Here is a 14528-nt window from a genome sequence, read left to right as displayed (position 1 = left end):
CATCAGATTCAATGAGCAATTCGCCCACCAGGAAGTCCTTCTTGGTGGGCAAACCAGCCTTCTAGAATAAGCACAGCCGCAATGCCATCGACACTCTCTTCTCGATAGTTACCACGATGACCTGCCGCATGTGCGATCTGCTTCGCTTCGCGAGTAGAGCCGCGCTCGTCCACCATTTCACAAGGTTTGCCATAGCGCCCGTGCAGGCGATTACCGAACTTGCGTGACCGCGTGCTCATTGCGGACTCACTACCATCCATATTCAGCGGCAAGCCAACCACAAACAGGTCAGGCTGCCACTCCTCTACTAAGCGTGTCACAACGTTCCAGTCAGGAATGCCGTCTCGCGCGGTTAGCGGCGTTAGCTCGCGTGCGCTATTAAGCAACTCATTGCCTACCGCGACGCCAATACGCCGAGTACCAAAATCAAATGCGAGTATTAGCCGTTGCCCACGATCAGCCATAAAACTCAACCATCATGCATGCCCCGCGTCGCGAGTCATCAGGTTTAGATCAACGCCCAGTATGCCAGCGGCAGCGGTTAGGCGCTCAGCGGGAGGGGTGTTAAACAGTACGCTGCTTTGGCCTTCGACCGTCAACCACGCATTGTCTTTTAGTTCGTCTTCTAACTGCCCAACGTCCCAGCCAGCACACCCTAGACACACCAAAAAGTCCTCGGGGCCAGTGTCATCGGCAAGCGCCTGAAGAATATCCATCGAGGTGGTAAGCGCGATACCGTCCTCCACCTGAACGCTAGAGTCCCACTCCTGGCTATCACCGATATGCAGAATAAAGCCACGATCCTTATGCATAGGGCCGCCATAATAGACCGGTGCATTACGGTGCGGGCTATCATCGCCCCCCAGCGACAACTGCTCAAAGAGGGCATCGAGGGTAATTTCAAGTGGACGGTTGGCGATGACCCCCATGCAACCATTGTGATCATGGTCGCAAAGGTAGATCAGGCTACCGGCAAAATTAGGGTCATCCAAGTGAGGCATAGCCATCAAAAAATGATGCTTAAAGCTTTGCATGCGTCTCCTACGGCTCGCTAAATGCTCAGCGAGCCTCGTGTTATTGGGCGAATAAAACGTTCAACAGCACCGGTTAGTTAAGGCGACGTTCAATAGCATCCAGCAGCATTCCGGCAATGTCCGTGCCGCGCTGATCATCAATTTCACGTACACAGGTAGGACTGGTGACGTTAATTTCTGTGATGTAGTCACCAATCACATCTAAACCAACAAACATCAGCCCTTTTTCGCGAATCATGGGCTGCACCTGCTGAATCAACCAGTGGTCACGCTCAGTCAGCTCACGGCTAACACCACGCCCTCCAGCGGCGAGGTTACCGCGCGTTTCACCCGCCGAGGGAATACGCGCCAGCCCATAGGGCACGGGCTCACCATCAACCAATAAAATGCGCGTGTCGCCATCTTTGATTTCGGCTAGGTAGCGTTGCGCCATAATTTGCCGCTGGCCGCGCAGGGTTAATTGCTCAATAACCGCGCCGATATTGCGGCCATCAGGGCCGATATGAAAAATCCCTGTACCGCCCATGCCATCAAGGGGTTTGAAAATCACATCACCATGCTCCGCGTGGAAAGCACGCAGGACGTCATCACGACTGGCGACAATGGTGGGCGCACAGCACTGGGGAAACTGCTGGGCAAATAGCTTTTCATTACACTGCAACAGCGCCGCCGTTGGATTAACCACCAGAACGCCTTCCCGCTCAGCAAACCCCAGCAAATGAACCGCATTGGTAAAGTCGGCATCGACAGGCGGATCTTTGCGCATTAGCACAACATCCAATTCCACCAGTGGGCGCTGAGCCGCTTCACCGAGGTCGTACCAATGGTTAGGATCGCGATGCACTGTTAATGGGCGCATACGTGCATAAGCCTGCCCTGCGTTCAAGAAAAGATCTTCTTGCTCCATATAGTGCAGTGTGTAGCCGCGCTCTTGCGCCGCCCACAGCATAGCCATGGTGGTATCTTTCTTGTAAGCGATGTCGCTGATGGGATCCATCACCACACCGAGATGCAACGTTGATTGGCTCATCGGGGTAACATCCATACATGAACAAAAGGTAAGCAGTATGCCGCACTGCCAGCACAGCTCCAACCGTCGCTAGGGACTACTCGTCTTGCCCGTCCGTTAACGCACCCGGTACAAGCCGGATAGCACCAGGCTCTAGGGTAATTAACTGCTGCTTATAAAGTCGCCCGATGGCCTGCTTGTAAGCACTCTTGCTAACACCTAATCGCGTCTTAATATCATGCGCGGAGCTTTTATCACCCAACGCGAGATAACCACCACTTTCACGTAGCGCCTGCAATACTTTATCACCCACTACATCTAAGCGAGCCACGCCCGGAGGGAGCAGGCAAATATCGACACGACCATCTTCGCGGCGCTGCTTTACATAGCCTTTCAGCGACTGCCCGCGGCGAAGCGGCTGGGTAATATCATCTTGATAGATCAACCCCCAGTAGCGGTGATTAACCACTACCTTCATCCCAAGATCGGTGCGATCGGCCACCACCACCGCCACTTCATCACCTTTTTCCAGCGCCCAAGCATCGTCTGTCAAAAAACGATCCAAGCGCATGGTAGCCACAGGTCGCCCTTGGTCATCGCTATACAGCATTACCAGTACCCGCTTACCGGGATCGGGGCGAAAGCGCTGCTCGCTATAAGGCAGCAGTACATCTTTGGGCTGCCCCCATTGCAGAAACGCCCCTGTGCTATTGACCGCCGTCACGGTCAAATAGGCGACATCACCCAGCTGAGCAGCGGCGTCGCTTGCGGAACGGGGAGAAGAGTGAGACTCACGGACCATGGGAACCGTCCTTACAGAAAGTAGACCTGCATTATGGTGCCTTGCGTACGCAAGGCAAAGCGCAGCCGATATATGTAAATTCGACAGCGCATAAATAGCGACCGACACTACTCAACGTGGCAGTCGCCAGCTAGTAAGCACTTACTTATGCGCACCACTAAAAAATAAGCCCCTAAAATATTTCTTAAGAATAGGCTCTTAAGAAGAAATATTTTAAAAATGAGCTCTTATAAATAGGTACAGCGAAGTGAGCGCTGAGAAGTGAGTACTTACACATCACCGAAGTGGTGCTGTAGCAACGTTAGTGCAACAACAGGTGCCGTTTCAGTACGTAATACTCTTGGGCCGAGCGTCAGTGGTGTAAAACCACCGGCAGTGGCCGCATTAATATCCGCATCACTTAGGCCACCCTCAGGGCCGATTAAGAGTGCTACTGAAGCGGGACATGGCTGTTGCGAAAATACATTGCCCGTCGCGAGGTGAAGCATCAAGCGTAATGGCTCTTGCCGCTCGGCCAGCCAATCACCCAGTGCTTTTGGTGGATAGACAGGGGGGACAACCGCTCGCCCACTCTGCTCGCAAGCGCTAGCCGCAACCGCCTGCCAGTGAGCCAGTTTTTTCTCTTCACGGTCGCCTTTGAGACGTACATCACCCCGCTCTGTATAGAGCGGGGTAATAGCTGCAACGCCCAGCTCAACGGCTTTTTGAATGGCATAATCCATCCGGTCGCCTTTCGAGATCGCTTGGCCAAGGTGCACTGCTAACGGCGATTCGCCACTACCCGGCCAAACAGCCTCGATGATCACTGTCGTTTGCTTGCGGCCAACATCGGCTAAACGCACACCAGCCTCTTGACCGTTACCATCAAACAGCAACAGCGGGGCACTTTCGCCCAACCGTAGCACCCGCGTCACATGCCTCGCCGGGCCGTCAGGCAACGTGATAATTGCGCCCACTGCAAACTCAGCGGGCACATAAAGGCGGGGCATTTTGCCGTGCAAGGCAACCCAGTCAGCAGCATGCATACTTAGTGAGTATTCTCGGCTGCTTGCTGAGCCTGCTGCGCTTCACGCTGTTTGCGCTGAGCGTACATAGCTTCAAAATTCACCGGCGCCAGCATTAGCGGCGGGAAACCACCACGATTGACCAGGTTGTCAACGCACTCACGGGCATAAGGGAACAGCAAGTTGGGGCAGAACGCACCCAGAGTTTGTTCCAGCTGAGCCCCTTCAATTCCAGCAATACGGAACAGGCCGGCTTGCTCTACTTCTGCAAGGAACGACGTAGTGCCGGTTTCGCTATCGTTAACCTGGGCAGTCACCTTTACAACCACTTCGTACTGGTCGTCGGCTATTTTCTGGCTAGTGGTGTTCAGATCCAGATTCACCTTAGGCTTAAATGCCTGCTTGAATACGGAAGGTGAGTTCGGCGCTTCAAAGGAAATATCTTTCACATAGATACGCTGCAAAGAGAACTTCAGCTGAGGCTTTTCGCCTTCTGCGGCGCCGGCCTGCGGGGTGTTGTTATCTTCCGCCATTGGGATACTCCTAATTATTCATCTGCTAAAAAATTGCGCGACAGCGCACGGTTAAATACTTGCTACTTAATTACTTTTTTACCACCGGAAGACCATCGGCCTGCCACTGCACCATGCCACCTCTTAACTTATTGACACGTTCAAAACCTGCCTTAGCAAGTTTTGCCTGGGCAGCACCAGAGCTTTGGCCGTGCTTACATACCACGATGATCGGCTGGCTTTTCACTTTCTCCAGTTCATTCATGCGGCTGTCGAGGCTGCTTTGAGGAATATTGCGTGCACCTGCAATATGTCCCGCTTTAAAGTCTTTGCTTTCACGGATATCCAGCACCACCGCGTCTTCACGGTTAATAAGCTGAGTCGCCTGGGTAGAGGTCACAGCATGCGTGGCAGCGCTGCGCGCTTCGTACGCCACCCATGCTATTAATACCAGCAAAAACGCCCCGACAAGTAGGGGGTGGTTCATTACGAATTCGAACAGCTGATCGATCATCGTGAACACAATCTCTTGGTCTATGCAGAAAAAAGCGGCCTAGCCGCCTCCAGAAACGCAACAAGTATACACGTCACACGGCATACCGCGCAGGCCATGACGCCCAACGGCTGCCTGCGTTATGATGCCCCAAGCACGCGCCTGTCGCGACCCCGATTATAAGGTGTTGTCTGAAAACTGTTTGAACCACCTTCACCAGTGTTGCAAACAGCACCTCATGTCGCTTGGCTGACCAACATTAAGAGGTTTTCATGGCTACAAATGCACCGCGCCCTGTGGCGCTAATCATCTTAGATGGCTACGGCCACAATCCCGATAGCGCTCACAACGCAGTGGCCGCTGCTAATACGCCTAACATGGACAAACTGTGGGCCGACCGCCCGCACGCCTATGTGCACACCGATGGTCGCCATGTAGGCCTGCCTGACGGGCAGATGGGTAATTCCGAAGTAGGCCATATGAATATTGGTGCCGGGCGCATTGTCTACCAGGACTTCACCCGCATTACCAAAGCAATTGAAGACGGCGACCTAGACACCAACGAGGTGCTGACGAAGCCCATCGACGAGGCCGTTGCCAATGGCCGCGCTGTCCACTTGCTTGGGCTGCTCTCTCCCGGCGGCGTGCATAGCCACGAAGATCACTTTATTGCCATGGCCGAGCTTGCTGCCCGACGCGGCGCGCAGCGTATTTTTATCCATGCGTTTTTAGACGGACGCGATATGCCGCCGCAAAGTGCACTCCGCTCAATCGAGCGCGCTAATGCACGTTTAGCGGAACTGGTGGGGGCGGACAACGGCTTTGTTGCCTCAATCATTGGCCGCTTTTATGCAATGGATCGTGATAACCGCTGGGAGCGAGTTGAGCAAGCCTACCGCTTACTGACCGAGGGCCACGCTGACTTTATTGCTTCCAGCGCTGAAACAGCCCTGCGTGATGCATATCAGCGCGGCGAAACCGATGAATTTGTCGCTTCTAGCAGTATTCCACTGAAGGGTAGCGCCATTACCCTTCAAGACGGCGATGCGGCTATTTTCCTCAATTTCCGCTCTGACCGCGCCCGCGAATTAACCCGCGCGATCACTGAATCTGACTTTAATGGCTTTGAGCGGCGTGTACGCCCAACACTGGCTGGCGACGGCTTAGTCACGATGACCCAGTACGCCGCCAACATTACAGCGCCTGCGGCTTTCCCCCCTTCTGACCTCACCGATACCCTGGGTGAAGTAGCTGCTAAACGAGGCCTAACTCAGCTACGTATTGCAGAAACAGAAAAGTACCCCCACGTCACCTTTTTCTTCTCCGGCGGTAATGAAGCCGAGTACGCAGGCGAAGAGCGCATTTTAGTGCCCTCCCCCCGTGACGTTAAGACCTACGACGAAAAGCCCGAGATGAGCGCCTTTGAGATCACCGATAAACTGGTGGACGCTATCGACAGCGGTCGCTTCGACTTAATAGTGTGCAACTATGCCAATGGCGATATGGTTGGCCATACCGGTGACTTCAACGCAGCCGTAAAAGCAATTGAAACCGTTGACACTTGTGTTGGCCGGGTCGTAGAGGCCATCCAGCGTGCCGGTGGTGCTTGCCTGATCACAGCTGACCATGGCAATGCCGAACAGATGGTGCATCCAGAAACAGGAGCGCCGCAAACTGCCCACACCACCTTTACGGTGCCGTTGATTTACGTGGGAGAACAGGATGGACGGCTGGAAGATGGGCGACTGTGCGATTTAGCGCCGACGCTGTTAACCATGATGAACCAGCCTCAGCCCGAAGCAATGACAGGCAACTCACTGATTCATTTTGATTGATGCTAATGCGACGGACGTTAGCTGTCGCGCTCATGCTGGCGTTAGGTTATGCGCCAGCAAGTTTGGCCCAGCCAAATGAAAATGCGGCGCGCCAACAGTTAGATGCGATTGGCCAAGAGATCGAAGCGGCTGCCCAGCGTCTCAGTGCGACCGGGCAAGCGCGGGATAGCGCCGAGCGCGAGCTGCGCCATGTGGAAACGGAGCTTGCCGAGACTCACCAGCGCCTGGATCAACTTCAGGCTGAGCGCCGTCAACTGGCCGACGAAACGACCCAACTTCGCCAGCACCGAGAGCGCTTGGAAGGTGAACGTGAATCACAATACGCTGCGCTGAGCCAACAGCTGGCAGCCCTTTATCGACTAGGGCCAACGCCCCAGCTGAAGCTGCTCCTTAATCAGAGCGATCCTGCCGAGCTAGATCGAATGCAGGCCTACCTAAATCGTCTGACTCAGGCGCGTCAGCAACGCCTGACGGATATAAGCCGCCTCGACAACGCACTGGCAGATACCGAACAAGCGCTCAGTGAGCGCCAAACGCGCCTTGCTGCATTAGCCGACGAGCTAGAAGAGCAAAGCGCTATACTGGCCAAGCGAACCGAGGAACGGCGTGGCGTCGTGGCAACCCTGGATGATCGCTATGGCAGCGAAGAGGACCGCTTAGCCGACCTTAACCAAAGCCGTGAGCAGGCCGAGCAGCAGCTAAGGGCGATACAAGCGGAGCTGGCTCGCTTAGCCGAGCCAACACCGACCACACACATTACCCGCACGCGGGGCGATTTACCCTGGCCCGTTCAGGGGGCCATTACGGCAACCTTCCAGCGTAGAGACGGCGTGCACTATAACGGTATTGTGATCCGAGCAGATTCAGGTAGTGCAGTAACAGCCGTGCATACGGGGCGCGTGGTATTTGCCGACTGGATGCGCGGCTTTGGTAACCTGCTGATTATTGATCACGGTGATCAGATCATGACGCTCTATGCTCACTTACAACAATTTAGTGCGCGGCCCGGCCAACAAGTAAGTCGCGGCACTGAAATCGGACGTGTCGGCAACAGCGGCGGGCAAAGCACTCCCGCGCTTTACTTCGAAGTGCGGCGCAGTGGTGAACCAATTAATCCACAACGTTGGATTGCACGCCGCTGACGGGATAAGCTGACTCCTATGAACTAACAATCATGTCTCAACTTGTGCAGCGCCTTCTGGCGCTGCCTTTCGCCTAGCGGAGTCCGCATGACGCTATCTGTTACCAAGGTATCGGCCCCTGCCAAGCGCTTTTTGGCTACCCTGCTCCCGCTTGTACTGCTGGCTGCTCCTCTCCCCTTAATGGCTCAGTCTGCAAATAGCGTTGCTGATGACTTACCGCTTGAAGAGATCCAGACCTTTGCTGAGGTGTTTGAGCGCATTAAACGCGGCTATGTCGAAGAGGTTGACGACCGCACGTTATTGCGTAATGCCATGCGAGGTATGCTCAGCGAACTGGACCCCCATTCAGCCTATTTAGATGAAGAAGAGTACCGAAGCCTGCGCGAATCCACCCAGGGTGAGTTTGGCGGTATTGGTATTGAAGTAGGCACAGAAAGCGGGCAGCTCATGGTCATCACCCCCATCGATGACACACCGGCTTCACGAGCAGGACTGTTATCCCGTGATGTGATTGTGGCCATTGATGGAACGCCAACCGACAGCTTATCGCTCCAAGAAGCGGTTAATCTGATGCGTGGCGAACCGGGTAGCCAACTGCGTATTTCCGTCTTGCGGGCGGGTGAAGAATCGCCCCGTGAGTTCACCCTGACGCGCGAAGTGATTCGCAATGAAAGCGTTAAGCATGAAGTGCTGGAGCCAGGCTATGGCTACTTGCGAATTAGCCAGTTTCAGTCGCGCACCCCTGACCAGGCACGTAGATCGTTAGAGCGCATGGCCCGAGAGCAGCCACTTGAGGGACTCATTCTCGATTTACGCAATAACCCAGGTGGCGTTTTGCAAGCCGCCGTTGGTGTTGCCGACCTGTTCCTGGATGAGGGACTAATTGTCTACACCGAAGGACGGCTTTCCGATACCGAAATGTCGTTTTCGGCATCGCCAGAGACACCCGCGGACGATGTGCCACTCGTGGTACTGATAAACAGCGGTAGCGCTTCGGCTGCTGAAATTGTCGCCGGGGCGCTTCAAGACCAGCGCCGCGGGGTGATAATGGGCACCGAAAGCTTTGGCAAAGGCTCCGTGCAGCAGATCATGCCGCTTGGCAATGGCGAAGGCCTTAAGCTGACAACTGCCCTTTACTACACCCCCAATGGGCGCTCGATCCAAGCACAAGGTATCGAGCCAGACGTGGAAGTGGTACGCGGCCGGCTAGAAGTGGCGGAGGGGCAACGTCAAATTCGCGAAGCTGATCTTGATGGTCATCTAAGCGGTCAAGACGAAATGCCCCGGGAGCGGACTGAAATGTCTCAGCGCCTACGCGAGGACTATCAGCTCAGTGAAGCACTGAATTTACTCAAAGCATTGAACGTGGTGGATCGTCGGCGCCGCTAACGACATGATTGCGGCAGGCGCCCTCGCTCTCCGATTGCCTGCCGCATCACCAGTCGTTTTATCGGCACCAACTGATTCATACCACTCATCCCCATATTGCGCACCAGCGTCAATGCTGGCACTTGGCTACCGAAAAGCACTTTAAACCCTTTCATCAGCCCCAGCATGGCGCTGTTATCGAAGCGCCTACGCCGCTCGTAGCGACTCAGCGTGGTCAGCGCCCCCCAGGGGGCTCCTCGCTGCCATGCATTAACCACTTCCTCAGCCAGCACTGCTGCATCCATAAATCCTAGGTTAACGCCCTGCCCCGCTAGCGGGTGAATGCTATGGGCGGCATCGCCCACCAATGCAAAATTAGGCTGCACGTAGTGAGCGGCGTGGCGCTGAACCAGTGGAAACCGATAGGCAGTATCGACGGCACTCACCTGACCTAAGCGATAGTCAAAGGCTTCACTTAGCGCTTGCCCCAACGCCTCACTAGAGAGCGATGTAAGTTGATGTGCATGCTCGGGTGTGGTCGACCAAACAATCGAACAGTAGCGGTCATCACCACTCACCGTTAACGGCAAAAAAGCCAGTGGATGGCCAGCGATAAAAGCCTGACGAGCCGTGTCGCCATGGGACTTTTCACACCTTACGGTGGTAACAACGGCCTCTTGCTGCATAGACTCTTCGGCCACTGATATCCCTGCCAATTCACGCATGGTGGAGCGTGCACCGTCGGCAGCAATTAATAATGGCGTATGCAATTGTCGGCCATCATCCAGCACTAGCCAGCGCCCGCTATCAGAGGTTTGCAAAGCCTCCACGCCCACTCCAAAGAGAGTGCTAACGGAAGGTAGCGCTAGCACCTGCTCATTTAACGCGGCCAATGTCACATCGTTTTCAACAATATGTCCAAGTACGGGCGCACCTGCTTCATCGGCGGAAAAATGGATGCTGCCGCTGCCTTCTGCATCCCACACCTGCATATAACGGTAAGGCGTTATCCTAGTAGCAGCCATCGCGGGCCACGCCTTCAGGTGTGAGAGCAGCCGCTGAGAAACGGGTGTCAGGGCACTCACCCTGGGGGCAGGCGGATGGCCACCAAAAGCATCTAAGCGCAGTGGTGCTGCTTTGGTTTCAACCAACGCCACTTGCATCCCAGCGTTAGCCAGCAGTCCTGCTAACGCTGTGCCGACCATTCCGGCGCCTACGATCACTGCGTCAAAACGTTCAACCGGCACATCTGTTGCCGCTGTTTGCGTTTTCATAACGTTCCTTTAGCTACTTGTTGCATCAGCGCTCCAGACCCATTGCTCTGCGTGCCAAGCTGCGGCGAAGCGGGCCCACTAAATTGAGCCCTACCAGACCAGCGGCTCGGGCATGCGGCAGTAGGGGCAGCGAATAGCCAAATAGACGCACTAACCCATCGCTAAACCGAATGACATTGGCACGGTCTTGCGCACGACGCTGCTCAAAGGCTAGTAGCATATCCATGTCACCAAGAGCACGTTGGTTCTGAGCGCCCTGCGCTAGTGCTTCAACCAGATCCATCACTGAGCGTAGTGCCAAGTTGAACCCCTGACCCGCTACCGGGTGAAGTGCATGAGCTGCATTTCCCAACACCGCCAACCCAGGGCGAACGGGCTCTTCCGCAGTAATCAGCGAAAGTGGGTAACTGAAACGCTGCCCCACTCGAGTAAAACGCCCCACTCGATCACCAAAGGCAGCTTGTAGCTGGCGTAAAAACGCCGCATCGGAGAGCGCTAGTCGCGCCTGCTCGGTACCGCTGGCATGCGTCCAGACCAGCTCCATCGCTTGACCAGGCAATGGCAGCAGCGCGATCGGCCCCTCTGCTGTAAAGCGCTCATAGGCAATCCCCTCGTGGGGCTGGCTAATACCAACATGGGCAATGACGGCTGTTTGTTCGTAAGAGCGGTGGCGACTACCGATTCCCAACTGCTCTTTCAGCCCAGACCGTCCACCATCAGCGAGAATAGTCAGCGCCGCCGTTAGTTCACTGCCATCGGAAAGTACAAGGCGGTGGCCATTAGCTTGTGGCGTTAGTTGCGCCACCGTTGCGGGGCAGTGCCACTCAATCGGTAGTTGCTGAAGATGATGATGCAGCACGCGCCCCATCCAAGCATTCGGAATGACATGCCCCAATGCTGGCACCCCCAACTCCTGAGCACTAAGCCTCGTGGCACCTAAACGACCGCGCTCGCTGATATGAATACGCTTGATCGGGGTAGCTTCGCTGCGCATCGCCTCCCAAACACCCAGTTGGCGAAAGCGTTGCGCAGAACCTTCAGCGATAGCACTGGCCCTGGCATCAAAGCTTGGCTGCCACGCTGGCTCCTCAGCGTTTTTGGGTAAGGCTGCCGCTTCAACAATTGCCACACGCCAGCCATAGCGTTCAATCAGCGGTGCTAACGCGCAGCCCAAGCTAGCACCGACCAGCCCACCGCCCACAATAACAATATCGTGGGTGAGCGTAGCTGCTTGCTGCAGTCTTACCTGCTGAGCCCCATGCATTGTCATCTCCTATGGATAAACCAAACCCAGCAAATGTAATTTCGTAATGTAAATTACATAAAGAAATATCAATGAGATTTTACTGCTTATTTATTAGCCATTAATTGCTCTATATCAGCAATCTGTTTTGGCACAGCTGACGTGAGCACCTCTTGTCCATCGCGGGTCACCACAACGTCATCTTCAATACGAATACCAATGCCGCGGTAGGCAGCAGGAATATCGTCATCGCAGGGAACGTATAAACCTGGCTCAATAGTGACGACCATTCCCTCAATTAGCAGGCGCGGCGTCTCTTCATCCAGCCGATAAGTTCCTACATCATGCACATCTAACCCCAACCAGTGAGACGTAGAGTGCAGGTAGAAGCGTCGATAGCTCTCATCGTCAATGCATGCCTGCACATCGCCCTCTAACAACCCGAGATCGACCAGCCCAGCAGTTAAATCCCTTACGACCCCCTGGTGAATATCTGCCAGCGTGGCTCCCGGCTTAACGGCGTGCACTGCACGCTCTTGCGCATCTAGCACTACTTGATAAAGCGCCCGCTGAGCGTCATTGAACCGACCATTCACCGGGAAAGTCCGGGTAATATCTCCGGCGTAAAGATCGAACTCAGCCCCTGCGTCAATCAGCACAAGTGTATCGGCCTGCAACGTATCGCTGTTCTCAATATAGTGCAGTACGCAAGCGTTAACGCCACCACCAACAATGGTGCTATACGCAGGCCCGCTAGCACCCTGCCAAACGAATTCGTGTTCTAACTCTGCCTGCAACTGGTACTCGCTTAATCCTGGACGGCAGACACGCATCGCACGCGTATGCGCCCTTGCTGAGATAGCCGCCGCATGGCGCAGTAAGGTAATTTCAGCAGGGCTTTTAATAAGGCGCATCTCATGAATAAGCGGGCGGCTATCCAGCCATCCTTTCAATGCAGGTTTACCTCGGCGTTGGCCCGCTTGAGCGTAGGCCAACGCCTCTTCTGCAATGCTCAGTGCCTCGGGATTATCGAGCGGCAAATAGAGCAGCTCGCGGCCTGCTAGTAGACCTGGTAACAGCTCTTCTCGCTGAGCATTTTCAAACGCTTGGTCAATTCCATGCTGAGTTTCAACGCCCTGGGCGCCTAATCGCCTACCTGTCCAGGCTTCCATCGTGGCGTCGCGATCTTGGCAAAACACCACGCTTTGACCTGCCTCACGCCCAGGCAGCAATACAAGCAACGCATCCGGCTCTTGAATGCCGGTTAAATAGTAAAAATCACTCTGCTGCCGGAACGTGTATTCGCTATCGTGAGAGCGCGTTACCAAGGCAGCGCTTGGCACCACTAGCGCAGCATTGGCAGGCAGCTGGGCGATGAGTGTTGCTCGGCGCTGGCGGTATTCTGCAGGTGTAATAGCGGCGGGCCGAGGCAGTAACTCCGGTAACATAGATAACTCCTGTATTAATGAACGGGGGCGTCGGTCTGCTCAACCTGGGGCATTCCAGGGTGCTGCTCGGTGTAGAGCAACATTGCCGCCATACGTGCGTGTTCCGTCAGTGCAAATAGGTCATTTTCGTTTTCGGGGCTGTCATCGATATCGGTTTCGATCTGTACGAGTCCGGCGAGATCCTCGATGGCCTCTTGAAGCGTCTTAGACCAGCGTTCGCGTAGCGCTTCATCAGCCACGTCATCAACGACTTCCATAAAACCCAGCGTCCACTCTTTTAGACCCTGAGCTTGCTCGGCGAGGGAAAAAAGCTCATCGGGGAGCAGCGGTGTGTAATTCAAATCGCTGGCGCTCAATGCCTCCAGCGTTTGACGCCGCCAACCTAGCAGGCGTTCAGCGCTAGCAGGATCTCGTGGCTGTTCGACACCTAAGCTTAGGCATACCTCTTCTAACCATGCTTCAGCCGTCACATCACGTAGCGCTAACAGGCCACTTAGGCGGCCATCCAAAAACGCGGGCGACTGCATACTTCCATGCAGTAGAAAAACATCCGCGACGTCAGAAAAATCCTGGCGTTCATTGATTAGGGACATGGGCATTGCTCGCTATACAAAATGGGGAATGAAGTCGTCGTAACAACATCGCTAAGGGTGTTAAACCGCAGAAGGAATCTTACGGCGCGGGCGCCTGTGCGTTGACCCCACATAAGCGGCTCTCTTATAGTGAACGCCAACTATCCTTCCTATGCAGCGATGTTAACGCATTGGTCAATAAAATGACCTGTGCCGGAGTTTTTGATGAGTAACGCGAAGCGGCCAACCAAAGAAATCACCCTACTGGGTCGCAGCTACATGATTGCTTGCGACACTGGCGAAGAAGCTAAGCTCGAACGTGCTGCTCGCTATTTAGATCGCGCGATGAATGGCATTCACGCCCAAAGCAATGCCCTTGGCAGCGAGCGGGTTGCAGTGATGGCAGCGCTGAATATCACCCATGAGCTGCTTGAAATTATGGATGAGCACCGCGCAAGCGAAGCAAACCTGAACCGCCTAAACGACCGCCTTGAACGGGCACTAGCAGATACACGTCAGCAAAAAGAACCGTAAGAACCTGCTGTCGGCTCTTTGGCATTACCACTGGCTCTGTTAGGATAGAGATGTTCTCTGGAGTGTACGCCAGTCGTTATAGTCCCTCGAGCCTATGCGATGTACCCAGGGGGCCAAATGCTAGCCAACCCCGTGTGCATGTCCGTGCGTCGGAAAGCCTGACGGGTTGGCTGCGGCCACCCACCTGAACCAATAGGTTCAGGGCCAGAACGACAGCGGCATTCTGGGGAACACTTCGTCTTGGTTAGCTCGTCACGA

15 protein-coding genes and 1 other RNA gene are annotated in these 14528 nt (G+C 54.8%); 5 read left to right on the top strand and 11 right to left on the bottom strand.

The genetic code is table 11. The annotated features are described in order from the left end of the window. Positions 1 to 8 precede the first annotated feature (8 nt). The 7 genes from ruvX to IR195_RS00150 all read right to left on the bottom strand — a co-directional run bounded on the left by ruvX (position 9) and on the right by IR195_RS00150 (position 4875). Positions 9 to 464: a Holliday junction resolvase RuvX gene (gene ruvX, locus IR195_RS00180; protein ID WP_125744715.1), complete on the bottom strand. Its 456-nt coding sequence runs from the start codon at positions 462 to 464 to the stop codon at positions 9 to 11. A 12-nt stretch (positions 465 to 476) separates the two neighbouring features. Beyond that, positions 477 to 1034 carry a YqgE/AlgH family protein gene (locus IR195_RS00175; protein WP_125744713.1) on the bottom strand — a complete coding sequence of 186 codons (558 nt, stop codon included), beginning with the start codon at positions 1032 to 1034 and terminating at the stop codon, positions 477 to 479. Positions 1035 to 1107: 73 nt separating this feature from the next. Continuing rightward, positions 1108 to 2064, bottom strand: coding sequence for a glutathione synthase (gene gshB / locus IR195_RS00170; RefSeq protein ID WP_125744711.1), 957 nt, complete (start codon positions 2062 to 2064; stop codon positions 1108 to 1110). Positions 2065 to 2140: 76 nt separating this feature from the next. Next, a complete protein-coding gene (locus IR195_RS00165; RefSeq protein WP_038480019.1) occupies positions 2141 to 2845 on the bottom strand; it encodes a CvfB family protein in 705 nt (234 codons plus the stop codon). A gap of 269 nt (positions 2846 to 3114) precedes the next feature. Next, the gene (locus tag IR195_RS00160) at positions 3115 to 3870 is read right to left on the bottom strand and encodes a 16S rRNA (uracil(1498)-N(3))-methyltransferase (protein ID WP_206048484.1); all 756 of its coding nucleotides are present in this window, start codon (positions 3868 to 3870) and stop codon (positions 3115 to 3117) included. A 2-nt stretch (positions 3871 to 3872) separates the two neighbouring features. Next, positions 3873 to 4382, bottom strand: coding sequence for a protein-export chaperone SecB (gene secB, locus IR195_RS00155; protein WP_083000211.1), 510 nt, complete (start codon positions 4380 to 4382; stop codon positions 3873 to 3875). Positions 4383 to 4452: 70 nt separating this feature from the next. Continuing rightward, a complete protein-coding gene (locus IR195_RS00150) occupies positions 4453 to 4875 on the bottom strand; it encodes a rhodanese-like domain-containing protein (protein ID WP_030071716.1) in 423 nt (140 codons plus the stop codon). 251 nt (positions 4876 to 5126) lie between these two features. Between IR195_RS00150 and gpmI the strand changes: the two genes are divergently transcribed. The 3 genes from gpmI (at position 5127) to IR195_RS00135 (ending at position 9220) form a co-directional block, all read left to right on the top strand. Then, entirely contained in the window at positions 5127 to 6689 is a 1563-nt protein-coding gene (gene gpmI / locus IR195_RS00145; protein ID WP_206048483.1) for a 2,3-bisphosphoglycerate-independent phosphoglycerate mutase, read from the top strand. Between the two features lie 5 nt (positions 6690 to 6694). Further along, positions 6695 to 7831 carry a murein hydrolase activator EnvC family protein gene (locus IR195_RS00140; protein WP_206048482.1) on the top strand — a complete coding sequence of 379 codons (1137 nt, stop codon included), beginning with the start codon at positions 6695 to 6697 and terminating at the stop codon, positions 7829 to 7831. An 87-nt stretch (positions 7832 to 7918) separates the two neighbouring features. Continuing rightward, on the top strand, positions 7919 to 9220 hold the full coding sequence (locus tag IR195_RS00135) for a S41 family peptidase (protein WP_125744701.1): 1302 nt from the start codon (positions 7919 to 7921) through the stop codon (positions 9218 to 9220). Here the strand turns inward: IR195_RS00135 and IR195_RS00130 are convergent. From IR195_RS00130 to IR195_RS00115, 4 genes are all read right to left on the bottom strand, one after another. After that, entirely contained in the window at positions 9217 to 10473 is a 1257-nt protein-coding gene (locus tag IR195_RS00130) for a UbiH/UbiF/VisC/COQ6 family ubiquinone biosynthesis hydroxylase (protein WP_206048481.1), read from the bottom strand. The two genes, IR195_RS00135 and IR195_RS00130, sit on opposite strands and share 4 nt — an antisense overlap. 25 nt (positions 10474 to 10498) lie before the next feature. Further along, a complete protein-coding gene (ubiH, locus tag IR195_RS00125) occupies positions 10499 to 11737 on the bottom strand; it encodes a 2-octaprenyl-6-methoxyphenyl hydroxylase (RefSeq protein WP_125744697.1) in 1239 nt (412 codons plus the stop codon). A gap of 86 nt (positions 11738 to 11823) precedes the next feature. Further along, entirely contained in the window at positions 11824 to 13164 is a 1341-nt protein-coding gene (pepP, locus tag IR195_RS00120) for a Xaa-Pro aminopeptidase (RefSeq protein WP_206048480.1), read from the bottom strand. A gap of 14 nt (positions 13165 to 13178) precedes the next feature. After that, a complete protein-coding gene (locus IR195_RS00115; RefSeq protein WP_125744693.1) occupies positions 13179 to 13757 on the bottom strand; it encodes a UPF0149 family protein in 579 nt (192 codons plus the stop codon). Positions 13758 to 13961: 204 nt separating this feature from the next. Between IR195_RS00115 and IR195_RS00110 the strand changes: the two genes are divergently transcribed. Continuing rightward, entirely contained in the window at positions 13962 to 14270 is a 309-nt protein-coding gene (locus IR195_RS00110; RefSeq protein ID WP_089040104.1) for a cell division protein ZapA, read from the top strand. Positions 14271 to 14321: 51 nt separating this feature from the next. Further along, a non-coding RNA gene (gene ssrS / locus IR195_RS00105) (6S RNA) lies at positions 14322 to 14504 on the top strand. Positions 14505 to 14528 lie beyond the last annotated feature (24 nt).

The sequence above is a fragment of the Vreelandella venusta genome, from assembly GCF_015689495.1.
Lineage (GTDB): Bacteria > Pseudomonadota > Gammaproteobacteria > Pseudomonadales > Halomonadaceae > Vreelandella > Vreelandella venusta.
The sequence above is the reverse complement of the archived record's forward strand: the minus strand, read 5'-3'. Positions and strand labels throughout refer to the sequence as shown.